Source organism: Mesorhizobium sp. WSM4846 (assembly GCF_055811415.1).
Map to the genome: position 1 here is coordinate 166,531 of NZ_JBVVPZ010000001.1, position 23,660 is coordinate 190,190.

Here is a 23,660-nt window from a genome sequence, read left to right on the forward strand (position 1 = left end):
CTTCAAGTCGGACGAACGCCCGGAGAGCCGCCCCATGAAACCTTCGCTCGAAGACACGCTGGTTGCCGCGATCCGCACCATTCCGGACTATCCCAAGCCGGGCATCCTGTTTCGCGACATCACCACGCTGCTAAGCAATGCGCGCGCATTCCGCCGCGCCATCGACGAACTGGTGCATCCGTATGCCGGCCAGAAGGTCGACAAGATCGCCGGCATCGAGGCGCGCGGTTTCATCCTTGGCGGCGCCGTCGCCCACCAGCTCTCGGCCGGCTTCGTGCCGATCCGCAAGAAGGGCAAGCTGCCTTACGAGACGGTGCGCGTCGCCTACAGCCTCGAATACGGGCTGGACGAGATGGAGATGCACAGGGATGGCGTGTCTCCGGGTGAGAAGGTGATCCTCGTCGACGATTTGATCGCCACCGGCGGCACGGCAGAGGCAGCGGTCAAGCTGCTGCGGCAGATCGGCGCCGACATCCTCGCCGCCTGCTTCGTCATCGACCTGCCGGACCTCGGTGGTCGCGAGAAGCTCGAGGCGCTCGGCGTGCCGGTCAGGACGCTGATCGGGTTCCAAGGGCATTGAAGTGCTTTTTCCTTCTCCCCTTGTGGGAGAAGGTGGCCTCGCGAAGCGAGGTCGGACGAGGGGTGCTGCACGGAGTGCCGCAGTGCCAAGCTGGAGCACCCCTCATCCGTCTCGGCGCTACGCGCCGATCGACCTTCTCCCACAAGGGGAGAAGGAAGAAACTATTCCGCCTTCACCAGCACGGCGCTTTCGAACTCGATGACCTTGTCGCCGGTCGAATCGAAAGCTTCCGAGCGCAGCGTCAGCACTCGCCAGCCCGGCCGCGATGCGATGGGGCGGTGGGCAAGCGCGGTGCGGGTGAAGGTCACGGTTTCTCCGGCATAGACCGGTTTTAGCCATTTGAGGTTCTTGAAACCGGGCGAGGGGCCGAACTCGGGGGCGGGCCCAGCGCCGGCCCAGCGGGCGCCCTCGGCCTCCACGCCGGTCTCGAGGTTCAGCTTCATCCAGGTTGCAGCTGTGTGCCAGCCGGAGGCGCACAGGCCGCCGAACACGCTGTTCTTCGCCGCCTCTTCGTCGAGATGGAATATCTGCGGATCGTATTTCCTGGCGAACGCCTTGATCGCCTCGGGTTCGAACCTGTGCGAGCCGAGGGTGACGGTGACGCCGATGCAGAAGAACTCGTCCAATGTCATGAGCGGTCCTGTGCGGCATCACGGGCGAGGAACATGACCGTGTTCTCGAGTTCGAAGACGCCTTCGCCACGCTGGTTGAAAAGCTCGCTGCGCAAAGTGACGAGACCGAGCTGCGGCTTGGACCTGGACAGACGCTTGGCAAGGACGGTGGTGCTGCCGGTCAAGATGTCGCCGGCCAGCACCGGCCTCTTCCACCGGACCTGGTCGACACCAGGGGCGCCTTGCGAGGTCGAATCCAGCAGGAAGGCGTCGCACAGCATGCGCATGAACATCGCACAGGTGTGCCAGCCGGAGGCCGCCAGCCCGCCAAGGATGCTGGCCCTGCCCGCCGCCTCGTCGAGATGCATCGGCTGCGCGTCGAACTCCTGCGCGAATTCGATGATTTCGGCCGCACTCACCAGCTTCGTGCCGAGGTCGAGCGAGGCGCCCTCGACGAAATCCTCATAGGCCCAAGTCTTTGCGTTCTTTCCGGTCATGGTCTGGAATCCGGTTCAAGATTGTACGATCGCCACGGATCGGTTTCCCGGATGCAGGCGGGGCGGTCAAGTCATTTCTGGTGCGCCAGGCCATCACGCCCAAGGCAATGGAAGCTCCGAAGCCTCTACAGCCAGCCGCGGCGGCGGAAATACCAGAAGGGCAGGATCGCCGAGAGGATCATCAAGCCGATGGCGAAAGGATAGCCTAAGCTCCAGGTCAGTTCGGGCATGACATTGAAATTCATGCCGTAGATCGAGGCGACCAGCGTCGGCGGCAGGAAGATGACCGCGGCGACGGAGAAGATCTTGATGATGGCGTTCTGCTCGATCGAGATCATGCCGAGCGTAGCGTCGAGCAGGAAGTTGATCTTCTGCGACAGGAAGGTGGCGTGGTCGGCGAGCGACAGCACATCGCGCGACAAGGTCTTGATGCGGGCGCGGATGTCCTTGCTCATCTTGGTCTGGGTCGAGGCGTGGGTGAGGAAGCCGGCGAGCCGCTGCAGCGAGATCAGGCTGTCGCGGATCGAGGAGGCGATGTCCTCCTTGCGGCCGATCGCCTTCAGCAATTCCTGAAAATCGCGATTGCGCTTCGACGCCTTGGTCGAGCTTGGCTGGAAGATGTCGCGCGAGATCGCCTCGATGTCGCGGCCGGCGCGCTCCAGAATGTCGGCGAGGCGGTCGACGATAGCCTCCAGCAGGCCGATCAGGACGGTGTCGCCGCTGGTGCAGCCGGTCGCCACCTTCTCGGCACGCTGCGGAAACGTCTTGAAGGCCTTCGGTTCGTGGTAGCGCACGGTGATCAGCCTGTTGCCGGCCAGCACGAAGGTGACCGGCGACATCAGGGGATCGTCGGCCTCGGTCTGGGCCGGCAGAATGGCGGTCATGAAATAGGCGCCGTCCTCGACATAGAGGCGGCTCGAAATCTCGATCTCCTCCATCTCCTCGCGCGTCGGAATGGCAACGCCGAGCCAGGCCTCGATGGCCGCTTCCTCTTCCTTTGTCGGGCTCACAAGGTCGGCCCAGACGACCTGGTCGCTGTTTGCCAGGAGATCGTCGGCAAGGCGCAGGCGATCATTGTCGACGACGAATGCCTTGATCATCGCCGGGTCTCCCTTGCTGAGGCCAAAAGGATGGGTTCGAGCGTCGTTGCGGATTGCACGGGACAGGCGCTTTCGACGAAAGCAGGGGCCGGGTGCAGACGCCCCTTAGACCGCGCCTTGCGGGCAGTCAAGCCGCGCCGGAGAGGCTCTTCCTTCTCCCCTTGTGGGAGAAGGTGGCCTCGCGAAGCGAGGTCGGATGAGGGGTGTTCCAGCTTGGCACCAACAGCGCCCCGGCAAGCACTCAACCGTCTTGGTGCTGCGCGCCAATCCACCTTCTCCCAAAAAGGGGAGAAGGAAGAATGCGCCGTCGGTCGGCTCAGGTGTTGAACTTGAACAGCATGATGTCGCCGTCCTGGACGACATACTCCTTGCCTTCGTCGCGCGCCTTGCCGGCTTCCTTGGCCGCCACTTCGCCGCCCAGCGTGACGAAATCGTTGTAGGCGATGGTCTGGGCGCGGATGAAGCCGCGCTCGAAATCGGTGTGGATGACGCCTGCAGCCTGCGGCGCCTTGGCGCCCTTGTGCACGGTCCAGGCGCGCGTCTCCTTCGGCCCGACGGTGAAATAGGTGATGAGCTGCAGCAGCTCGTAGCCGGCGCGGATCACCTTGTTCAGGCCGGGTTCGTCGAGGCCCAGGGTCGCCAAAAATTCCATTTCCTCTTCGTCGCTGAGCTGCGCGACCTCGGCTTCGATCGCCGCCGAAATCACCACGGTGCGGGCGCCTTGCGCGGCAGCCATCCGTTCGACCGCTTTGGTGTACGCGTTGCCGGTGGCAGCATCGGCCTCGGCGACATTGCAGACATAGAGCACGGGGTGCGATGTCAGCAGGTTCAGCCCCTGCAGGATGCGCAGATCCTCCGCAGAGATGTTCTTGAGCAGGATGCGGGCCGGCTTGCCGGCCTGCAGGAGCTCAAGGGCGGCTTCCATCATCGGAAGCACGGTCAGCGCCTCCTTGTCCTTGCCGGAAGCGCGCTTGCGGAACTGCACGATGCGGCGCTCGAGGCTGTCGAGGTCGGCGAGCATCAGCTCGGTCTCGACGGTCTCGGCGTCGGCGACGGGATCGATGCGGCCCTCGACATGGGTGATGTCGTCATCCTCGAAGCAGCGCAGCACATGGACGATGGCGTCGACCTCGCGGATATTGGCCAGGAACTGGTTGCCCAGCCCTTCGCCTTTCGAGGCGCCGCGCACCAGGCCGGCGATGTCGACGAACGAGATGCGGGTCGGGATGATCTCCTTCGACTTGCCGATCGCCGCGATTTTTTGCAGGCGCGGGTCGGGCACCGCGACTTCGCCGGTGTTCGGTTCAATGGTGCAGAACGGATAGTTGGCAGCCTGCGCCGCCGCCGTCCTGGTCAGCGCGTTGAAAAGCGTCGACTTGCCGACGTTGGGCAAGCCAACGATGCCACATTTGAAACCCATTTTTATCCGGTCCTATCGGGAAATCGAAATTTGATGAGGGCTATGGGCGAAACGGGTGACGAACGTCAAGCCCTGCAGCCCCGATCCGTGGCCAGGCTCAACCCTTGCCGCCAAACAGCTTCTTCAGCATGGCGGCCATCGGGCCCGTTTCGGGCAGCTTGGCCGCCGGCTGCTGCGGCCGCGCCTGGCGAACGTGGCTTTGTGCTTTCGGCGCCTTGGGTGGCGGGCGGTCGTCGTCGCCCGTCGGTGTGAGCTTGTCGCGCAATGCCAGCGTCACGCGATTCATGAAGGAATTGTCGTCGCCCTTGGCAAGCAGTCCGGCAGCGTCGGCGATGGTGTCGAGCAGCACGTCCAGCCACTCGCGGTCGCTTTTGGCGAAATCGCCAAGCACATGGCCATGCACCATTTCCTTGACGCCGGGGTGGCCGACGCCAATGCGCACACGGCGGAAATCCTTGCCGACATGCTGCTCGAGCGAGCGTATACCGTTGTGGCCACCGGAACCGCCGCCGACCTTGACCCGCACCTTGCCGGCGGCAAGGTCGATCTCGTCATAAAGGACGGTCAGCGCCGAAGCGTCGAGTTTGTAAAAGCGCAGGGCTTCGCCGACCGACTGGCCGGACAGGTTCATGAAGGTCTGCGGCTTGATCAGGATGATTTTTTCGCCGGCAAGCGTGCCTTCGGCGATCAGGCCCTGGAACTTTTTCGACCAGGGCGAAAAGGAATGGCGGCGGGCGATTGCGTCCGCCGCCATGAAGCCGACATTGTGCCGGTGGTTGGCGTATTTCGCGCCCGGATTGCCGAGGCCTGCAAACAGCAGCATCGTCACCTCCGGGCGGAAAGGATTACTTCTCTTCGTCGGCAGGAGCCGCTTCGGGTTCAGCCGCTTCGACCGTCTCTTCAGCCTCCGGCTTCATCGCCGAGGAGCCGGCAATGGTCGCGACGGTGAAGTCGCGGTCGGAGATCACCGGCTTGACGCCGGCCGGCAGCTTGACCGCCGAGATGTGGATCGAATCGCCGATATCGGTGCCGGTGAGATCGACGGTGATGAATTCCGGGATCGCATTGGCCGGGCAGTGGAACTCGACTTCGTGGCGCACGATGTTGAGCACGCCGCCGCGCTTGAGGCCGGGCGACTTGTCCTCGTTGATGAAGTGGACCGGCACGTCGACATTGACTTCGGTGTCCCTGCCGATGCGCAGGAAGTCGACATGGACCGGAAAATCCTTGACCGGGTCGAGCTGGTAGTCCTTCGGCAGGACCTGGATCTTCTTGCCGTCGACATCGATCGTGGCGATCGTGGTCAGGAACCCGCCGCCATGGATCTTGTAGTAGATGTCCTTGTAGGTCAGCGCAATCGCCAGGGGAGGCTGCTTGTCGCCGTAGATTACTGCAGGCACTTTACCGTTGCGGCGAACTGCACGGGCGGACCCCTTACCGACCTGTTCGCGCGCTTCGGCCTTGAGCTCGTAAGAAGCTTGGCTCATGACATTTCCTTTCGCGTTGTTCTGGAGCGTTCGCGGCCGGCGAGATGCCTGGGCCGTAAACGTCGAAAGCCGTCATGGCCCTACATGATCTGGTCCAAAATCTTTTTGGGATCACGTGAGGCCGGACAGCCTTCCGCCGCGTTGCCTCCAAGGGTGTCTACGCGGGTGGCGGCTCTATAGCGGAAGGTGGGGCGGGGTGCAAGCCAAAGGCGGGTGGCCAAAGGCGGATCGGCAGTGTCAAGCTTTTAAATTTGTGCTTGCTCTCCATTTTCAAAATTTGGGGTTGTGTCCTGAAAGCCGACCGCGATCGACCAGTGTCAGATCGGGAACAGGTGTGCGGAAAGCAACGCAGCGCCGTACAGCCCGACCCCGAAGGACAGGTGAGTGATGAGGCCGCGCAGACGCGCAGTGTTCGGATGGGGCGTCTTCGAGGCTGCAATTCCGGCTCCGAAGGCTGGCTGCATTGCGAAGAACGGGGCGACGACAGTGGACATGCCGACAACAAGGGCGGGAAGCAATGTCAGGTGTCGTGCCCAGTCGAGGCCCCATACTGCCATCAGCAAGGCAGCAAAGACGATGCCGATCGCGTAATGCGCGACCCATCCAATCGGCGTTTCGCCGCGAATTCGGGGAGCCTGCGCGATGTTCGCATGCGCGAAACGTCCTCGCGGAAAGTGGCCGATCCAGCGGCCGACCCATGCATAATCAAGCGGCGGAATCGCGAACGCTCGTTTCAGAAACAATCCCCAATGATCTATCACCGCCGTCGCCGCCGTTCCGATCGCGGCTGCGCGGACAACGAACTCCAACTGCTCGTTCATGGTTTTGCTCCTGTCTTGGCGCCCGACACTAGCCGAATTAGATCATTCATTCAATGTATTGATTAATTGATTAATTGATTGATTCATGATAGCCCTGCAGTATGAAAAACGCAGATGTCCATCATCCGATCTTTGACGAGATAGCCGATCTCGCCCGCACGCTGGGGCATGCACACCGGCTGGTTCTTCTGCGCCATATTGCCGACGGCGAACTGGCCGTGGAGCAGCTGACGCAGCTTTCCGGAATCGCGTTGGCCAACACGTCGCAGCACCTTCAACAGCTCAAGCGGGCCGGCCTGGTGCAGACCCGGCGAGACGGGAAACGCGTGCTTTATCGTTTGGCCGATGGCCCAATCGAAAACGTGCTTGGGGCCTTGCGCAGCCTTGCGAACCGCAGGCGCGAGCAAATCCGCGAGCTTATCGATGACACAATGAGTCGGCCGGACAGGCTGGAGAACATCTCGCGCGAGGAACTGGTGCGCCGCATGCGGGACGACGAAATCGTGCTGCTCGATGTCCGGCCGCAAGAGGAATACGCGGCCGGGCATTTGCCGGGTGCGATCAACATCCCCGTGGGTGAGCTGGAAGAACGACTTGCCGAGCTTCCACGAGAGAAGGTCATCGTCGCCTATTGGCGTGGTGTCCAGTGCGTTCTCTCTGCCGACGCGCTGGCAATCCTAAGGGCGCGAGGCTGGGCATCACGCCGGTTCGAAGGTGGCTTTCCCGAGTGGCTGGCCTCAGACCTTGATGTCGACGGCATGAACTACGAAAGCGGCTGACAGAAGCCGACGCTGGCGTCGCCGGGGCAAGCCAACTCAAGGTTCACCCGATAGTGGTTCCAGCTTCGAGCTTCCTCGCCTCCTTCATGTTCGGCAAAAAAACCGTCAGCAGCCCGAGCAGCGGCAAATACGAGCAGATCTGAAAGACGAAGTCGATGCCTTTCATATCGGCGACGACGCCGAGCACGGCGGCGGCGATGCCGCCCATGCCGAAGGCGAAGCCGAAGAAGATGCCGGCGATCATGCCGACGCGGCCGGGCACCAGTTCCTGGGCGAAGACGACGATGTTCGAGAAGGCCGAGGACAGGATCAGGCCGATCAGCACGGTCAGGATCATCGTCCATTCGAAATTGGCGTAGGGCAGGGCCAGCGTAAACGGCAGCACGCCGACGATCGAGAACCAGATCATCGGCTTCTGTCCGTAGCGGTCGCCGAACGGGCCGCCGAGCAGGATGCCCAGCGCCGAGGCGCCGAGGAACAGGAACAGCATGACCTGCGACATCTGCACCGAAACGCCGAATTTATCGATGGCGTAGAAGGTGTAGTAACTGGCGAGGCTGGCCACGTAGGCGTTTTTTGTCAGCACCAGCAAGGTCAGCACCGCCAGCGCGCCCATCACCTTGCGGCGCGGGAAGGGCGAGACGAAGCCTGCCGCCTTGCGGTTGGCGAGCGAGGCGCGCAGCCGGCTGTACCAGCCGCCGACCCGCCACAGCACGACGATGCCGATCAGAGATCCGGCTGCGAACCAGGCTATGCTGGTCTGGCCGAACGGCACGACGATGAAGGCGGCCAGCAGCGGCCCGATGGCCTGGCCGAGATTGCCGCCGACCTGGAACAGCGATTGCGCCAGGCCGAACCTGCCGCCCGAGGCGAAGCGGGCGATGCGCGAGGATTCCGGGTGGAAGATCGCCGAGCCGATGCCGATCAGCGACGCGCCGATCAGCAGCAGCCAATAGTGTCCGGCATAGGCCAGCACGACCAGGCCGATCAGCGAGGACGCCATGCCATAGGGCAGCGAATAGGGCATCGGCCGCTTGTCGGTGACCATGCCGATCAGCGGCTGCAGCAATGACGCCGTCACTTGGAAGGTGAAGGTCAAAAGACCGATCTGCCAGAAATCGAGATGGTAATTGTCCTTCAGCAGCGGATAGATGGCCGACAGCAGCGACTGCATGATGTCGTTGACACAATGGCAGAAGCTCACCGCAAGGATGACGGTGAAGGCCGTCGCTTGCGCCGAAGTGTGGCTGGCCGTCGCCGGCGTGGCGGCGGAGGTGGCTGTCGTATCGGTCAACGCAGGCTCCATGGTCTTGTTAGCGGACGCTCCCGCCGGCGGCCCTTGTGGCCCCGCTGCCTTATAAGTTACTTGCCGGGCGACTTCTTTCGTGGTTTGGTCCAATAGTTTCGCGAGTGGGCCATTACCAATGCCGCATGGCACCAAAATCCTCAAAGCGGGCGACACCGATCTCGGCCAGTTCACCGATCTCGGGCTGTTGCGCCGCTGGCAATGGCTGGAGCAGGCTGTCGGGCCGGCGGTGGCCCTGCCGACCGAATATCCCGACGGCTATCACGTGCCGCAGCACCGTCACAGCCGCAGTCAATTGCTGCATGCGCTTGTCGGCGTCGTGCTGGTGACGACGCGGCATGGGCGCTGGATGGTGCCGCCCGATCATGCGATGTGGATTCCTGCCGGCACCGAGCATTCCGTCGAGATGCTTGGCGACGTCAGCATGCGCTCGGTCTATGTGATGCCCGACGCCATCGCCGGGCTGCCGGATGGCTTACGCGTCGTCGGCATCACCGATCTGATGCACAGCCTGATCGTGGAATCGGAAAAGCTGCCACAGGGTGCCGAGCTTGAGGGGCGCGGCGGGCTGATCATGAGCCTCCTGCTGCACGAAATCCCGAACCTGCCGGAACGGCCGCTCGGCCTGCCTTTTCCATCAGATCCAAGGCTTGCGGCACTGTGCCGGCGCTTCGTCGCAGCACCCTCGCCGCACGCGACGATCGACGAATGGGCCGATATCGTCGGCATGAGCCGGCGTTCCTTCACCCGCGCCTTTCATCGCCAGACCGGATTGTCGTTGTCGACATGGCGCCAGCAGGCCTGCCTGTTCGCGGCCTTGCCGAGGCTGGCCGACGGCGAGCCGATCACAAGGGTAGCGCTCGATCTCGGCTATGACAGCGTGCCGGCCTTCATCACCATGTTCAAGCGCATGCTGGGGGCATCGCCGCGCGGCTATATGCGCGGCTCTAGGGACAACATCAGGGTGTCGAACGCTAGCGCATGACCCCGAACCTTTTCGGAGAGGATCATGCGCAAAATCAAGGTGCTACAGCGTCCTTGCGCGTCTCTGGACGCGCGGCGCTGTATCGCGGGCAGATTTCAGTCGAACAGGCTCGACACCGACTCTTCGGTCGCCGTGCGCGAGATCGCCTCACCCATCAGGTCGGCGATCGAGACGACGCGGATGTTGCTGGCGTCGAGCACCGCCTGGGTCGGCTGGATGGAATCGGTGATGACCAGTTCCTGCAGCTTCGAGGCGCCGATGCGGGCGATGGCGCCGCCGGACAGAACGCCATGGGTGGTGTAGGCGGTGACGCTGGTGGCGCCGGCGGCAAGCAGTGCATCGGCCGCATTGCACAAGGTACCGCCCGAATCGATGATGTCGTCGATCAGCAGGCAATCCTTGCCGCGCACGTCGCCGATGACGTTCATGACTTCCGATTCGCCAGGGCGCTCGCGACGCTTGTCGACGATGGCAAGCTGGGCGTCGATGCGCTTGGCGAGAGCGCGGGCGCGGACCACGCCGCCGACATCCGGCGACACGACCATGACATTGGCAAGCCGCTTGTATTTCGCCTTCACATCGCGGGCCATGACCGGCACCGAAAACAGATTGTCGGTCGGGATGTCGAAAAAGCCCTGGATCTGGCCGGCGTGGAGATCCAGCGTCAAGACGCGATCGACCCCGGCCCGCGTGATCATGTTGGCGACCAGCTTGGCCGAGATCGGCGTGCGGCCCGAGGCGCGGCGGTCTTGCCTTGCATAGCCGAAATAGGGAATGACCGCGGTGATGCGCTTGGCCGACGAGCGCATGAAGGCATCGATCATGATGAGCAGTTCCATCAGGTGATCGTTGGTCGGGAACGAGGTGGACTGCAGGATGAAGACATCCTCGCCACGCACATTCTCCTGGATCTCAACGAAGATTTCCTGATCGGCGAAGCGCCTGACGCTGGCTTTGCCCAGCGGGATGTTGAGATAGCGGGCGACCGCTTCGGCCAGCACCCTGTTGGAATTGCCCGCGAAAAGCTTCATGCACCGTTCCTGGTGAAGGATGGAGACTCTGGCAGACTCTCTTGAGCCCCTTAGTCGGGGCTTTTAGCGGCCCGTGCCGGTATTGCAAGCGTCGTGATCGGGAATCCGCGGGCTAATCTCAATAAACGTCGACGGCGAGGGAAGCCGGCAACATGTCAGCCCGCCGGTCAGCCCGCTTGGCCGCCAAGCCATGTGGCGAACTGGTCGATCGTCTGGTCGGCGATCGCCTGCATGGTTTCCGGCGCGACCGCAGCCCACCCTTCGCCACCATTGACCGAGGCCGCCTTCTGCTGGCCGTTGATGCGATGCAGCCGGTTGCCTGCCGGGTCATAGACGTCCCAGACATAGATGACGGTGGTATCCTTGCCTTCCGACATCGTCGAGAAATAGCCTTTCAGCACGTGCGTCGGGGTCTGGCCGGCGCTGCCTGCCAAGGTGATGCCGCGCTGCTTGGCTCGCGTCTGAAGCGCCGCGGTCAGCGGTGTCGCGGCTTCCACCGAGGCGCCGACGATCGGCGCTACCTGCAGGCGGGTTCGTGCGATGACGGCGGCGCTCTTTGCGGGCGGCGCGGTCGTGGTTGCAGGCTGCGCAGGCGCGGAAGGCTGTGTTGCTGCGGGAGGCTGCGCGGTCGTCGCAGGTGCGGTGGGTGTTGCAGCCGTGCCGCTTCCGGCCGTTGGCACGGTCTGTGTCGACTGCGGGGCGATGGCCGAGGGTTCGAGAACGTCCTTCGCGTTGGTGCAGGCGGCCAGCGCCAGCGCCGCGAGCAATGACACGGTCGTCGCATGCGATCGCCTCATTTGCCTCAAAACTCCCTGGCGATGAACGCCTCTTGCATTCTTACCATTATGGATTCATTGCACAATCAAGTCGAGATCATGGCGGGACAGCGGCTTCGGCTGCGATTCAGTCGTCAGATAGGTGCGGCCAAGCGTCATTGCCGTCTCGGTTTCGGAGTCCATGATGATCATATGGGCGAACAGCGTCATGTTCGGCGCGATCGGTTCGGGATTGCCCTGATAGAACATCGGCATGTCCATCCATGATGGGGTGAAGCGGGCGCCGAGCGAATAGCCGCAGGCGTTGAGCCGGTGCTTGGTCAAATTGTGGGTTTCGAGCGTGCGGGCATGCGCGTCGAACACGTCGCCGAAGGTATTTCCGGGCGTCATCGCCTTTTCGACCGCCAGAAGCGCGGCGCGCGCAGCATCGAACAGCTCCTGGTGACGTTTCGACACCTTGCCGGTCAGCACGGTGCGCATCATCGCCGCATGGTAATGGTGGAAGACGCCGGCCCATTCGAGCGTCAACTGGTCGTTCTTGCTCAGCTTGCGGCGGCCAGCCTTGTATCGGCAAAGCAGTGCGTCCACGCCAGAGCCGATGACGAACTCGTTGGCCGGATAGTCGCCGCCGCCGGCAAAGATCGCGCCCTGCATGGCGGCGAGGATCAAGGCTTCGTCGCCACCCTGCTTGATCAGCGGCAGGGCCGCGTCCAGAGCGTCGTCGGCGAGATTTGCGGCCTTTTCCACCTTGGCGATCTCGGCCGGGCTCTTGAACAGGCGCAGCCGGCTGATGATGCCGGACGCGTCGGCGATCTGGCCAAAGGTCTGCAATTGCTCGTCCAGGCGCCGGCCATTGTAGGCGGTCAGGCCGTGGGTGTCGTATTCGACGCCGATGCGGGCGCCGAGCAGGTCGAGGTCGTTGAGCAAATTGCGCAGGTCGATCGCCGGATTGGCGCCGTCGCGGTCGGTCCACAGCACGATGTTGTCGATGATCGAGGTGTGGCGCGCCTGGCGCAGATCGGCCGAGCGCGTGAGCAGGATCATCGAGCCGTCCGCCTTCACCACCAGGCACTGGAAGAAGCAGAAGCCGAACGTATCGTAGCCGGTCAGCCAGTACATGCTCTCCTGCGCAAACAAAAGGACGGCATCGAGCTTCTTCTCGGCGATCTCGATCATCAGCCGATCGCGCCGCGCGTCAAATTCCGACCGTTCGAAATGCAGCGCCATTATTTTGTCTCCAAAACGATTGCCGAAATCTGCCGCCCGTAATCCGGCTCCTTGCGATGGGTGCTGCGCCGGTAGGAATAGAACAGATCCTCCTCGGCGTAGGTGCAGCGGCCGAGCCCATCGGCGGTGACGCCGGCCCGGGTCAGCCGATCGACCGTATAGCGGTTGAGGTCGAACATTGCATGTCCCGGCTTCGCCGATGGCGCGAAATAGCTGATATTGTCGGCATCGGCCTCGATGAAACGAGCGATGAATTCCGGGCCGACTTCATAGTTTTCCGGGCCGATGGACGGACCGAGCACCGCAACGATGCGCTCGCGCCGGGCGCCGAGGCTTTCCATCGCCGCAATGGTGTTTTCCAGCACGCCTGACAAGGCGCCCTTCCAGCCGGCATGGGCTGCGCCGACGATTCGCGCCTCGGCATCGGCGAACAGCACCGGTCCGCAATCGGCCGTCGAGGCGCCCACCGCAATCCCCGGCCGGTCGGTGACGACGGCGTCGGCCTTCGGCCGCTCGCCGGGAAAGGGCTCCCTTGCGATGACGACATCGGGCGAATGGATCTGGTGGGCGGTCAACAGACGGCTTGATGGCACGCCCATCCAGTCGGCGACGCGGCGGCGGTTCTCGGCGACCTGCGTCTGGTCGTCGCTCGAGCCGGTGCCGATGTTGAGGCCCTGATAGATGCCGCTGGAGACGCCGCCGACGCGGGTGAAATAGCCGTGGCGAATGCCTTGCGCCCGCGCTTTCTCCAGCAAGGGCGACCGAACGGGATCCGGTTTGGTCTGATTCAGCATGGCTGCGTTGTTGTCCGTGAGAGCGATTTCGTCAAGCGACAGTCGAAAGATGGCGACAGTCCAACGGCGACAGTCGGAAGGCGGGAGAGTGGGAGAGGCGGCAGTGAAAAGTCAATCCGCCGTTGCAAAGGGCGGAACGGCGATGCCGGCAGGCAGGACGGCAAGCACCTTGAACAGGTCGCCCATGGCTTGCGGGCCGGCGAGGCGTTCGACCTCGCCCGCAATCTTTTCGCGAGCCGCCTCATTGGCATTGGCGCCGAGCTGGCCGGCGCGTTCGAGAAGCCCCATTTCCACCAGGAATTCGCCTTGCGTGGAGAGATGGGCATTGAGGCCATGCCCCCGCACTATCGCGGCAAGGGCGGCGAAATCGACATGGGCGGTGAGGTCGGCTTCGCCCGGATTGGCCAGCACATCTTCGTGATCGTGCTTGCGCAAGGCCTGCAACGTGTCGCCGATCCCTGGCTGGAGGTAGCCATAGTCGAGGAACAGGCCGGCGCCGCCGAGCCCGGCCAAGCGCTCGGCGATGGTCGCCATCAGCGCGGCTCGGGCCGGCGCGACCTCGACGATCGCTCCCTGTGGCGCGTTTTCGGCATCGTCCGGCAACAGTGTTGGATCGACCGAGCCGGCGCCGGCGAAGACGTGCAATTGGTCGGCGCCATCGAGGCCGATCATCCGTTCGCGCCAGCCTGTTCCGGCGCGGACGAACTGGCGGATCGGCACCGCGTCGAACAATTCGTTGCCGACGATGAAAAGCGAGGTCTGCGGCAGCGTGTCGATGCTTTCGTGCCAGCCGATCGCGGCCGGCGTGGCGACAAGCGTTTGCCTTTGGACATCGGCCAGTCGCGGACTGGTCTCGATCATGGCGAACGACGCACCGGCGGTCAGCGCCGGATCGAGCCGCGAAAGCGTGCGCAGGATGTCCTTCATCAGCGTGCCGCGGCCGGGGCCGATCTCGGCGATGGTGACCGGCATCGGCCGGCCGGTCGCCAGCCAGGCTTCGTAGAGCCAGACGGCGATCAGCTCGCCGAACATCTGGCTGATCTCCGGCGCGGTGACGAAGTCGCCGGCAGCCCCGAACGGATCGCGCGTCGTATAATAGCCGTCCAGCGGATCGAACAGGCAGAGCGCCATGTAGTGGTTGACGGGGATCGGCCCCGCCGCACCGATCAGCTCGACGATGCGGGTTTTCAGTCGGGTCATACCGGCTGTGGCTGTGTTACCGGCTTTGCAGTCACCATCGCCCAGATGCCGGCCAGCAGCATCGGCAGCGACAGCACCATGCCCATCGTCAGCCAGTTGGTGCCGAGGAGGTAGCCGAGCTGCTGGTCGGGCTCGCGGAAGAATTCGACGAGGATGCGCGAGAGACCGTAACCGGCGATGAAGGCGCCGCCGACGAAGCGCGGCGTCTTCAGCTTGAGCCTGGAATGGGTGAGGAAGCGCAGGACCAGGAACAGCACCAGGCCTTCGAGCAGCGCCTCGTAGAGCTGGCTCGGATGGCGCGCAAAGGGCCCGCCATTTGGGAATTCGACCGCCCATGGCACGTCGGTCGGCCGGCCCCAGAGTTCGGAGTTGATGAAATTCGCCATGCGGACGAGGCCAAGGCCGACCGGCACGCCGGCCGCCACCACGTCGAACAGCGACCATGTGCGGATGCCGCGCGACCAGGAAAACAGCGTCATGGCGAGAATGACGCCGAGCAGCCCGCCATGGAAGGACATGCCGCCCTGCCAGACGGCAAGGATATCGAAGGGTTGAGCGATGTAGCGCGGCAGGTCGTAGAACAGCACGTAGCCGACACGCCCGCCAAGCACCACGCCGATAGCCGCCCAGACGATGAAGTCGTCGAGATCCTGGGGCTTCATGGGCACGGTGCCGTCGGGCCAGAGCCTTGCATTGGTGACGAGCCGCTTGGCATACCACCAGGCGAAGAGAATGCCGACGATATAGCCGACGCCATACCAATGCACCGCCAGCGGTCCGATCTGGACGATGACCGGGTCGATGTTGGGGAAGGGCAGGGCGGCCAGCGGCAGCATAAGATATTCGCTCAACAGGATCTCCCGGTTGCGATCACGTTCGGGCGCGGACCATGCGGCAGGGTTTTGGCCCGGTCAAGGCGACGCTGGCGCGGCAAATACGGCTTCGGGAAGCAGGCTGATCGTGCCGGTACTGCCGCGTCACAGCTTGGTCCCGGCCAATGCCCTGTATTTGGCCTCCAGGCGGTCAAGCACCTCTTCCGCAGGCTTCACCCGCCCTGCGTCGGCATCGCCGAGGCCCTTGGCGAGCGCGGCGTCGCGTGCGGCAAGACGCTGGTCCAAATTCGCACTGAAAGCCATTGCAGTCCCCGTCAGAATGCTCTTCCTTGGATGGTACCAGCTATGGCTTGCGAGACTAGGTCAAATTGCATCGACTTGATGACGCAGCAGCCTCAACGTTCTTGCATTCCGCGTCGCGCGCCACTACGTCAAATCGAGCAAGCGAGGATTTGCCATGTCGACCGGACCGAACCGCATTCTCGATGAGTTCGCCAAGCTGATGACCGACGCTGCGGGTGCCGCGCAAGGCGTGCGCCGCGAAGTGGAAACCGCCTTCAAGGGGCAGGCCGAGCGTGTTCTCAACTCGATGGACCTGGTGCAGCGCGAAGAATTCGAGGCCGCCCGCGACATGGCGGTAAAAGCCAGGGAAGAAAACACCCGTCTCGCTGCGCGCATCGAGACGCTTGAGGCAAAGCTCGCCGATCTGACCGGGAAGGCCGCGCCTGCGGCTGCGGCAAAGCCCAGGTTAAAAAAATAACGTTAAACTTTTCCACAAAGCACAATCGCAAAAAGCGCTTTGTCGTGAATCGCTTACCGGCATTGCGTGAATCTTTGTGACAGCGGCTTTCCACATGCGAATGACGCAGTGCGAAAAATTGGGCTGGTCACGCGACTCCCGATCAATAGACTGAATTTGTTGCATGATTCGGAGCAGGGTCATGCGCCGGGCGGTGGGGTCCGGTCTGGGGTCTTTGTGCGTTGACGAAGTCCCGGCCGTCCGAGTTCTAGACAAAATTGTTCGTTGTGGGTGCCCCGCCGGCCGAGGCGAAGGAACGACAGGAAGCATTCATGGAACTTCTCGAACTCGAATTCTCGCGCGAAATCCATCCGGTGGATGTTATCGAGCAGGTGGCGCACAACAACGACTGGTCCTTCGAGCGGGCCGGCGACGACGAGATTTCGATTTCGGTTGCCGGAAGCTGGACCGACTACCACGTCTCATTTTCCTGGATGGAGGATTTCGAGGCGCTGCACCTGGCCTGCGCTTTCGACATCAAGGTGCCGGAGACGCGCGCGCTCGAAGTGATGCGGCTGCTTTCGCTGATCAACGAGCAGATGCTGTTCGGCCATTTCGACCTCTGGGAGCAGGAGGGCGCGATCATGTTCCGCCAGTCGCTGCTGCTCGCCGGCGGGGTCGAGCCGTCGAGCCAGCAGGTCGAGGTGCTGCTGTCGTCGGCGCTGGAAGCTTGCGAATGCTACTTCCAGGCGTTCCAGTTCGTCGTCTGGTCGGGAACCTCGGCCAAGGATGCGCTGGCCGGCGTCCTGTTCGAGACCTACGGAAACGCCTGATCCAGGACCTTCCCTCCATGAGTTCGAGCAGCCAGCGCGAGCCCGAGATCAGCTTCGCCGATTTCGACCGTGTCGACATTCGCGCCGGCACGATCGTCGAGGCCGAGCCGTTTCCGGAGGCGCGCAAGCCGTCGATCAAGCTGAAGATCGATTTCGGCGCCGACATCGGAGTGAAGAAATCGTCGGCGCAGATCACCAAATACTATGCGCCCGAGACGCTGATCGGCCGGCAGGTGTTCGCGGTGGTCAATTTTCCGCCGCGGCAGATCGGCCCCTTCATGTCGGAAGTGCTGACGCTTGGCTTTCCCGACGGGGAGGGTGCGGTCGTCCTCGGCGCGATCGAACGCAGGGTGCCTGACGGCGGCCGACTGTTTTAGCTTCGTCATCCACGGGCGGAGCGGGAGCGAAGCCGACGCGCAGACTTTCCTTGGCTGCTCCAGGGTTTGATCTCAAGAAGCGCGTGGTTTCCCCAAAAGTCGTGATCACCAGAAACCTCGGCCGCAGTATCGCGACCACGCCGAATGCCCGCGAAATGAACCAAGGGTGCCCGCAGTCTTGACCTGCACGTGATTGCCGTTCTCGGCGACAACATCGATTTGAGGTTTTCGTTGTGGGCGGCCACCCCAAACGGACTAGTCGACAGCCCAACGGCCCAGGCGTATTGTTTTGACGCGGCATCTGTCGGGCTGTGCCGCCAATTCTCGGGAGGATACGATGGTTCGACTGCTGACTGCGATTTTCGCTGTGCTTTCCCTTTGCCTCTTTTCGTGGTCGCCCGCCAACGCTGACCCCGTCGACGATCAGGTGAAAGCCGCTTACGTGGCCTGGGACGCTGCGTTCAACAAAGCAGACGCAAAGGCGGTTGCGGCGTTCTACACCGACGACGCGATCTTCTTGCCCGCCACCCATGACGTCATCAAGGCACCGGACGGAGTCGAGAAATTCTTTGGCGGCCTCTTCGGCATGGGAGTGACAGGCCACAAGCTCGAACTGATCGAAGCAGGAGGTGACGGCAACCTGCTGTTTGGCACGGCGAAATGGTCGGCCAAGGGTAAAGACGCCAATGGTGCGGATCAGCCGTGGGCCGGGGTGGCAACCCACGTCTTCGAAAAGCAGGCAGATGGCAGCCTGAAACTCCGGCTGCACACCTTCAACTAATCAACGGCGTTCTCTGCTTTCCGACGGGAGGGGTGCGCTCCCGGGTCGCTGCCTCAGCTGCGCAGTCACGATCCAGACGGACGCCATGAGCTGGACCCTGGCTCGCGCAAGTAATTGAAATCGATCAGCGCCTCCGCTTCCCTGTTTTCGGCAACGCGTTCCGGATGAACCTGTGGAGCAAGTGCGGCCCGCCGCCGCCTCAACCCAACAAGTTCTTCACCGAAGGGGCCGCTCGCAGGTCACGAAATGGATCCTCGTGTCTGCGCGCCGGCGTTGCCGCCGCTTCGCCCGTGGATGACGAAAGGTGGTGTCAGTTTTCGCTGGGTGCCCAGCGCCTCTCCAACCGTTTCCAGGAACATCTCCGCGCAGGCCTTCCAGCTATAGCGCATTGCCCGTTGGCGCGCTTCGGCGCGGTCGACATCGAGCGCGGCGAGCGCGGCCTCACGCAAATCGTTCGATACGGCTCCGCCGACGCCGTCGCCGACAATGTCGATCGGCCCGGTCACCGGATAGGCTGCGACCGGCGTGCCGCTGGCCAGCGCCTCGATGATGACATTGCCGAACGTGTCGGTGCGGCTGGGAAAAATGAAGACATCGGCCGAGGCATAGATTTCGGCCAGTTCGTCGTTCGGGCGGTGGCCAAGGAAATGGGCATCGGGATATCTGGCCTTGAGCCTGGCCAACTCAGGTCCCTCGCCGACGACCACCTTGCTGCCGGGCAAATTCAGGTCGAGGAAGGCGGCCAGGTTCTTTTCGATCGCGACGCGGCCGACGCAGAGGAAGATCGGTCGCTTGAGCCCCATATCCTTTTTCTTGTCCGGCCGGAAATGGTCGGTATCGACGCCGCGCGTCCATGGCCTGAGCTTGGTGAAGCCGCGCGCCGCCAGATCGTCCGCTAAAGACTGGGTGGCGACCAGCGTGCCTTGCCCGGAATTGTGGAAATCGCGAAGCCAGCGATAGGCCCAGGCTTCCGGTATTGGCAGCCGCGCGCTCAGATATTCCGGAAAGCGCGTGTGATAGCTTGTGGTGAACGGCCGGCCGGCCTTGCGGCAATAGCGCCGCGCCATGATGCCGAGCGGGCCCTCGGTGACGATATGGATATGATCGGCATTGCGCGCTTCGATCAGGCGCGCCACGCGGCTTGGCGTCGTCAGCGCCAGCCGGATGTCCGGGTAGGTCGGCAGCGGCAAGGTGCGAAAGATATTCGGGGTCAGGAAGTCCGTCTCGACATCGAAGGATTTCAGGGTTTCTGAAAGCCGTTCCAGCGTATGGACAACGCCGTTGACTTGCGGGCGCCAGGCGTCGGTGACCATCAGGATGCGCATAGCAGGCCTTTGCTTGAAAGGTCGTCGGTTTCCTTGATGCGGGGCCGCAAGGCCGAATCTATCAGGATCACGCGCTTCATGCGCGCTCTTCAGCATGGTTTCATGACGGGCCGATGAAGGCATAGCCGATGGCCGTCTACAACACCTGAAAGCACGATGCGTAAGTTCAAAGTGTTAGAGCGTGCTTTGTGCGTCCAATTGGACGCACGTCACTCTAATCAGGCAGGAACCTTGATGACGGCGCGCAAGCCGCCGAGCGGGCTCTTGTCGAGCATGATGTCGCCGCCATGGCTGCGGGCAATGTCGCGTGCGATGGCAAGGCCAAGGCCGGTGCCGCTGGCATCGAGGTTGCGGGCTTCGTCAAGTCGCACGAAAGGCTTGAACACGTGCTCGCGCTTTTCAGGCGGAATGCCCGGACCGTCGTCGTCGATGGTGACGAGCAGCGAGCCGCGGCCGTGGTTGGCGTTGATCTCAACCGTCTTCGCATAACGGAAGGCGTTGCCGACGACATTGGACAACAGCCGGGCAAAGGCGTGGGGCCGCACATGCACATTTGGATCGCCGGCGAGCGAGGTCGACAGTTTGCGCTTGCGCAGCGTCGCCTCCTCGCCGAGCTTGTCGAAATAGGCTTCAAGGTTGAAACGGCCGGCGTCTTCCGTTGCCTCGCCGCGGGCAAAGGCGAGATAGCCTTCCAGCATGGACTGCATGTCGTCGATGTCCTGGCCGAGCGCCTCGGTGTCGGCCTTGGTGCCGGTCAGCGCAAGCTGCAGCTTGAAGCGGGTGAGGATGGTCCTCAAGTCGTGACTGACGCCGCTCAGCATGGCGGTGCGCTGTTCGAGCTGGCGTTCGATGCGTTCGCGCATCTGGATGAAGGCAAAGCCGGCGCGGCGAACCTCCTCGGCGCCGCGCGGACGGAAATCGAGCGGCATCGGCCGGCCCTTGCCGAAACTTTCGGCGGCCTCGGCCAGCGTCAGGATCGGCCGGATCTGGTTGCGCAGGAACGGGATGGCGATCATCAGCAGCACCAGCGAGGTGCCGACCATCCAGATCAGGAAAATGTGCGTGTTCGAGGCATAGGCCTGGCTGCGGCGCACGAAGGCGCGCAGCACCTTGCCCTCGAGCTGGACGCGGACTTCGATGATATTGGAATTGCCGACCGTATCGATCCAGAACGGACGGTTGATCTGATGGGTGATCTCGGACGAGAGAATTTCGTCGAGGATCGAGAAGAACGGCTTTGGACCGGGCGCCGGCAGAGGATCGGGCGGCAGCAAGTCGATCTTCAGCTGCATGCGATCCTGCGCGATGCGGATGAGGTTGGCATAGTCGGCGTCGTGCGGATAGGTTTCCACCAGGTCGACGATCGCGGCAATGTCGCGGACCGTGGCCTGCGACAGGCGCTGCGTCACGGTCTGCCAGTGGCGTTCCATGAAGACAAAGGCGAGGACCGATTGCAGCAGGATCATCGGCGCGATGACGATGATCAGCGAGCGGGCATAGAGCCGCTTCGGCATGTAAAGCGAAACGAGGCGCCAGAACCGTTTCCAGGCAAGCGGCACGGCCTTCAGCGCCCGCCTGGCGCGAGCGCTCAAGCCGCGATCTCCCGGCCGTTCCAGTTGCGTGGTCGCCATTCGCCCTTTTTGCTCATCCGCAGCCACTCGACAAGGGGCTGCGGGCGGCAGTCTATTCCACGCTGAGCCGATACCCAATACCGCGCACGGTCTGCAGCCAGACCGGATTGGACGGATCGCGCTCGATCTTGCGGCGCAGCCTGTTGATCTGGACGTCGATGGTGCGCTCGCCGACTTCGGATTCGTCGCCGACAAGTTCATGACGCGGTATCGTTTCGCCGGCCCGGGCCGCGAAGATCGCCAGGATCTCCTGCTCGCGGTCGGTCAGCTTCAGAGCCTCGCCGCCGCGCTTGAGTTCCCGCCTGGCGATCTGGAACGTGTAAGGCCCGAAAACCAGCTGCTCGACCTTGGGCGTCGTTGCAGGACCGCCGCGGCGCAGGATGTTGTTGATGCGCAGGATCAATTCTCGGGGATCGAAAGGCTTCGGCAGATAGTCGTCGGCGCCGGCCTCGAGCCCGGTGATCCGGCTGTCGGTCTCGGACAGCGCGGTAAGCATCAGGATCGGCACGTTCTTGGTTGCCCGCAATGCCTTGGCGAGATCGACGCCGGTTTCGCCCGGCATCATGATATCGAGCACGAGCAGATCGAAATCGAGGCCGGCGAGCTTGCGCCGCGCTTCGCCGGAATTTCCGGCAACAGTGACGCGAAAGCCGTTTTCGGTCAGATATTGTTTGAGAAGATTGCGGATACGGGTATCGTCATCAATCACCAGCAGATGCGGCGCATCGTCGTCCGGTGCTGCCGGTTGATCAACCCTGTCAATGGTCTCCATGGCTTTTCCCTGACGTTTTTGCGGGCACAATGTCGATCTGCGCCCTTAGTTCCGGATTGACCATCGCTTCCAGGAAGCGCTCGATCAAGGCGCGTTCGGTGGCTCCGGAATCTTCCAATGCAGCATGGATGCGGCGTGACTGTGGCCGTGCCAGCGCCAGCGCCAGGGCGCGACCCTTGGCTGTCGGATAGAGCTCGCGCTGGCGGCGGTCGCGCGGACCCTGCAACTGGACGATGTGGTCGGTATCGATCAGTTGCTTGAGCACGCGCGCCAGGCTCTGCTTGGTGATCTTCAGCACGTCGAGGAGTTCGGCGACCGTCAGGCCCGGCCTGCGATTGACGAAATGCAGGACCCGGTGATGGGCGCGGCCGAAACCATAGTCGGACAGGATCTGGTCCGGATCGGAGGTAAAATCGCGATAGGCGAAGAAGAACAGTTCGATGATGGCAAAGTCGATGCCGTCCTCGTCGGTGATCGCCGTCCTGATCGGTTTTCCGGCTGGGTGGCTGCGATCCGTCATCATTTCTCCGTGCGAAAGGGAAATTATGTCAGTACTATTGACGTAATTTCCCGGCAATGGTAATTTTTGACAAGCTTTTCGGCGGATTGCGAATGAAAAGGCAAGGGAAAGCCATTTTTCCGGAACTTCCTGTGTTTGCCAGACCTTATATATCCGCCTACGCTTCGAGATGCCGGCCGCTCGATGCGGCTGACAGGAAACGCGCAAAGATAATGTGCGGGCGGCCGCCCGCGGGAGGTTACCATGGCATCCGTTCCCTTTGACCAAATGGACGGCTTTATCTGGATGAACGGCGAGTTCGTCCAATGGGCCGACGCCAAGATCCACGTGCTGACCCATGGCCTGCACTACGCCAGCGCGGTGTTCGAGGGCGAACGCGCCTATGGCGGCGAGATTTTCAAGCTGACCGACCACAGCGAGCGCCTGCACGAATCGGCACGCCTGCTCGGCTTCAAGATTCCCTATTCGGTTGCCGAGATCGACGACGCCTGCCGCACGCTGTTGAAGAAGCAGGGTTTTCAGGATGCCTATGTCCGGCCGATCGCCTGGCGCGGCAGCGAACAGATGGGCGTCTCGGCGCAAAACAGCCGGATCAACTGCGCCATCGCCATCTGGCAGTGGCCCAGCTATTTCGATCCGGCACAGAAGCTGAAGGGCATCCGCCTCGATCTGGCCGAATGGCGCCGCCCCGATCCGCGCACCGCGCCGTCGAAATCGAAGGCTGCCGGCCTCTACATGATCTGCACCATGTCCAAGCATGCCGCCGAAGCCAAAGGCTATGCCGACGCCATGATGCTCGACTGGCGCGGCCAGGTTGCGGAAGCAACCGGCGCCAACATCTTCTTCGTCAAGGACGGCAAGATCCACACACCCACCCCCGATTGCTTCCTCGACGGCATCACCCGCCGTACAGTCATTGGTCTTGCCAAGGATCGCGGCTTCGAGGTGATCGAGCGCACCATCATACCGGAAGAACTCGAAGGCTTCCAGCAGTGCTTCCTCACCGGAACGGCGGCCGAGGTGACGCCCGTTTCAGAGATCGGTCCATACCGATTCGAGGTGGGCGAAATCGCCAAGACTCTGATGAACGACTATTCTGCAGCCGTTCAACCCAAGCATGCGATTGCCGCAGAATAACGAAAGTCACAACTTTTTTTAACAAGTAGGGGCGGTTTTCGGACTGCCCCTTTTATTTAAGCACCTCGGCATTTGACTTTCGTCCAGTTCGGCGTCTC

General features: G+C 62.7%; 26 protein-coding genes and 1 pseudogene. 8 read left to right on the forward strand and 19 right to left on the reverse strand.

The window, feature by feature from the left end:
- The first annotated feature begins 34 nt into the window (after positions 1-34).
- Positions 35-580: an adenine phosphoribosyltransferase gene (locus tag AC0L15_RS00835; protein ID WP_473495807.1), complete on the forward strand. Its 546-nt coding sequence runs from the start codon at positions 35-37 to the stop codon at positions 578-580.
- 161 nt (positions 581-741) lie between these two features.
- Here AC0L15_RS00835 and AC0L15_RS00840 read toward each other — a convergent pair whose 3' ends face one another.
- The 7 genes from AC0L15_RS00840 to AC0L15_RS00870 all read right to left on the reverse strand — a co-directional run bounded on the left by AC0L15_RS00840 (position 742) and on the right by AC0L15_RS00870 (position 6,516).
- On the reverse strand, positions 742-1,212 hold the full coding sequence (locus AC0L15_RS00840; RefSeq protein WP_287246381.1) for a MaoC family dehydratase: 471 nt from the start codon (positions 1,210-1,212) through the stop codon (positions 742-744).
- Positions 1,209-1,688, reverse strand: a complete 480-nt coding sequence (locus tag AC0L15_RS00845; protein ID WP_287246382.1) for a MaoC family dehydratase — start codon at positions 1,686-1,688, stop codon at positions 1,209-1,211. The genes AC0L15_RS00840 and AC0L15_RS00845 overlap by 4 nt, the downstream gene beginning before the upstream one ends.
- A gap of 125 nt (positions 1,689-1,813) precedes the next feature.
- Positions 1,814-2,788: a magnesium/cobalt transporter CorA gene (gene corA / locus AC0L15_RS00850; RefSeq protein WP_287246383.1), complete on the reverse strand. Its 975-nt coding sequence runs from the start codon at positions 2,786-2,788 to the stop codon at positions 1,814-1,816.
- Between the two features lie 316 nt (positions 2,789-3,104).
- A complete protein-coding gene (gene ychF, locus AC0L15_RS00855; protein WP_287246384.1) occupies positions 3,105-4,208 on the reverse strand; it encodes a redox-regulated ATPase YchF in 1,104 nt (367 codons plus the stop codon).
- A gap of 97 nt (positions 4,209-4,305) precedes the next feature.
- Positions 4,306-5,031, reverse strand: coding sequence for an aminoacyl-tRNA hydrolase (gene pth, locus AC0L15_RS00860; protein WP_128186612.1), 726 nt, complete (start codon positions 5,029-5,031; stop codon positions 4,306-4,308).
- 22 nt (positions 5,032-5,053) lie between these two features.
- Positions 5,054-5,695 (reverse strand): 50S ribosomal protein L25/general stress protein Ctc, encoded by a 642-nt coding sequence (locus tag AC0L15_RS00865; RefSeq protein ID WP_287246385.1) that lies wholly within the window; start codon positions 5,693-5,695, stop codon positions 5,054-5,056.
- Positions 5,696-6,012: 317 nt separating this feature from the next.
- The gene (locus AC0L15_RS00870) at positions 6,013-6,516 is read right to left on the reverse strand and encodes a DUF2938 domain-containing protein (protein ID WP_287246386.1); all 504 of its coding nucleotides are present in this window, start codon (positions 6,514-6,516) and stop codon (positions 6,013-6,015) included.
- Between the two features lie 101 nt (positions 6,517-6,617).
- Here AC0L15_RS00870 and AC0L15_RS00875 point away from each other — a divergent pair, with 101 nt between their 5' ends.
- On the forward strand, positions 6,618-7,295 hold the full coding sequence (locus tag AC0L15_RS00875; protein WP_473495808.1) for an ArsR/SmtB family transcription factor: 678 nt from the start codon (positions 6,618-6,620) through the stop codon (positions 7,293-7,295).
- 43 nt (positions 7,296-7,338) lie between these two features.
- Here AC0L15_RS00875 and AC0L15_RS00880 read toward each other — a convergent pair whose 3' ends face one another.
- Positions 7,339-8,589 carry an MFS transporter gene (locus tag AC0L15_RS00880; RefSeq protein ID WP_287246388.1) on the reverse strand — a complete coding sequence of 417 codons (1,251 nt, stop codon included), beginning with the start codon at positions 8,587-8,589 and terminating at the stop codon, positions 7,339-7,341.
- Between the two features lie 130 nt (positions 8,590-8,719).
- Between AC0L15_RS00880 and AC0L15_RS00885 the strand changes: the two genes are divergently transcribed.
- A complete protein-coding gene (locus tag AC0L15_RS00885; protein WP_023799891.1) occupies positions 8,720-9,586 on the forward strand; it encodes an AraC family transcriptional regulator in 867 nt (288 codons plus the stop codon).
- 95 nt (positions 9,587-9,681) lie between these two features.
- On the opposite strand, the gene AC0L15_RS00890 is transcribed toward AC0L15_RS00885, so the two are convergent.
- The 7 genes and pseudogenes from AC0L15_RS00890 to AC0L15_RS00920 form a co-directional block, all read right to left on the reverse strand.
- Entirely contained in the window at positions 9,682-10,617 is a 936-nt protein-coding gene (locus AC0L15_RS00890) for a ribose-phosphate pyrophosphokinase (protein WP_023799890.1), read from the reverse strand.
- 167 nt (positions 10,618-10,784) lie between these two features.
- Complete coding sequence (locus tag AC0L15_RS00895; protein ID WP_023799889.1) at positions 10,785-11,414, reverse strand: hypothetical protein; 630 nt, start codon at positions 11,412-11,414, stop codon at positions 10,785-10,787.
- Positions 11,415-11,468: 54 nt separating this feature from the next.
- Complete coding sequence (locus AC0L15_RS00900) at positions 11,469-12,620, reverse strand: M24 family metallopeptidase (protein ID WP_287246390.1); 1,152 nt, start codon at positions 12,618-12,620, stop codon at positions 11,469-11,471.
- A complete protein-coding gene (gene pgeF / locus AC0L15_RS00905) occupies positions 12,620-13,414 on the reverse strand; it encodes a peptidoglycan editing factor PgeF (protein WP_287246391.1) in 795 nt (264 codons plus the stop codon). The genes AC0L15_RS00900 and pgeF overlap by 1 nt, the downstream gene beginning before the upstream one ends.
- Before the next feature lie 111 nt (positions 13,415-13,525).
- Positions 13,526-14,614 (reverse strand): class I SAM-dependent methyltransferase, encoded by a 1,089-nt coding sequence (locus tag AC0L15_RS00910; RefSeq protein ID WP_287246392.1) that lies wholly within the window; start codon positions 14,612-14,614, stop codon positions 13,526-13,528.
- Entirely contained in the window at positions 14,611-15,465 is an 855-nt protein-coding gene (gene lgt / locus AC0L15_RS00915) for a prolipoprotein diacylglyceryl transferase (RefSeq protein WP_287246393.1), read from the reverse strand. Before lgt ends, AC0L15_RS00910 begins: the two co-directional genes overlap by 4 nt.
- Before the next feature lie 126 nt (positions 15,466-15,591).
- A pseudogene (locus AC0L15_RS00920) lies at positions 15,592-15,729 on the reverse strand (type II toxin-antitoxin system ParD family antitoxin); the annotation flags it as partial.
- 175 nt (positions 15,730-15,904) lie between these two features.
- On the opposite strand from AC0L15_RS00920, the gene AC0L15_RS00925 reads away from it, so the two are divergent.
- The 4 genes from AC0L15_RS00925 to AC0L15_RS00940 all read left to right on the forward strand — a co-directional run bounded on the left by AC0L15_RS00925 (position 15,905) and on the right by AC0L15_RS00940 (position 18,177).
- Positions 15,905-16,207: an accessory factor UbiK family protein gene (locus AC0L15_RS00925; protein ID WP_287246394.1), complete on the forward strand. Its 303-nt coding sequence runs from the start codon at positions 15,905-15,907 to the stop codon at positions 16,205-16,207.
- A 311-nt stretch (positions 16,208-16,518) separates the two neighbouring features.
- The gene (locus tag AC0L15_RS00930; RefSeq protein ID WP_013893499.1) at positions 16,519-17,019 is read left to right on the forward strand and encodes a type III secretion system chaperone family protein; all 501 of its coding nucleotides are present in this window, start codon (positions 16,519-16,521) and stop codon (positions 17,017-17,019) included.
- Positions 17,020-17,036: 17 nt separating this feature from the next.
- Positions 17,037-17,396, forward strand: a complete 360-nt coding sequence (locus AC0L15_RS00935; protein WP_287246395.1) for a tRNA-binding protein — start codon at positions 17,037-17,039, stop codon at positions 17,394-17,396.
- Between the two features lie 337 nt (positions 17,397-17,733).
- Positions 17,734-18,177 carry a YybH family protein gene (locus AC0L15_RS00940; protein ID WP_023799881.1) on the forward strand — a complete coding sequence of 148 codons (444 nt, stop codon included), beginning with the start codon at positions 17,734-17,736 and terminating at the stop codon, positions 18,175-18,177.
- 239 nt (positions 18,178-18,416) lie between these two features.
- Here the strand turns inward: AC0L15_RS00940 and AC0L15_RS00945 are convergent, their stop codons facing one another.
- The 4 genes from AC0L15_RS00945 to AC0L15_RS00960 form a co-directional block, all read right to left on the reverse strand.
- Positions 18,417-19,502, reverse strand: coding sequence for a glycosyltransferase family 4 protein (locus tag AC0L15_RS00945; protein WP_287246396.1), 1,086 nt, complete (start codon positions 19,500-19,502; stop codon positions 18,417-18,419).
- 218 nt (positions 19,503-19,720) lie between these two features.
- Positions 19,721-21,133: an ATP-binding protein gene (locus AC0L15_RS00950; protein ID WP_287246397.1), complete on the reverse strand. Its 1,413-nt coding sequence runs from the start codon at positions 21,131-21,133 to the stop codon at positions 19,721-19,723.
- Positions 21,134-21,185: 52 nt separating this feature from the next.
- Positions 21,186-21,905 carry a response regulator gene (locus AC0L15_RS00955; protein ID WP_287057208.1) on the reverse strand — a complete coding sequence of 240 codons (720 nt, stop codon included), beginning with the start codon at positions 21,903-21,905 and terminating at the stop codon, positions 21,186-21,188.
- Positions 21,892-22,425 (reverse strand): MarR family winged helix-turn-helix transcriptional regulator, encoded by a 534-nt coding sequence (locus AC0L15_RS00960; RefSeq protein WP_031255243.1) that lies wholly within the window; start codon positions 22,423-22,425, stop codon positions 21,892-21,894. Before AC0L15_RS00960 ends, AC0L15_RS00955 begins: the two co-directional genes overlap by 14 nt.
- A gap of 243 nt (positions 22,426-22,668) precedes the next feature.
- On the opposite strand from AC0L15_RS00960, the gene AC0L15_RS00965 reads away from it, so the two are divergent.
- Entirely contained in the window at positions 22,669-23,562 is an 894-nt protein-coding gene (locus tag AC0L15_RS00965) for a branched-chain amino acid aminotransferase (RefSeq protein WP_128186640.1), read from the forward strand.
- Positions 23,563-23,660: the final 98 nt, after the last annotated feature.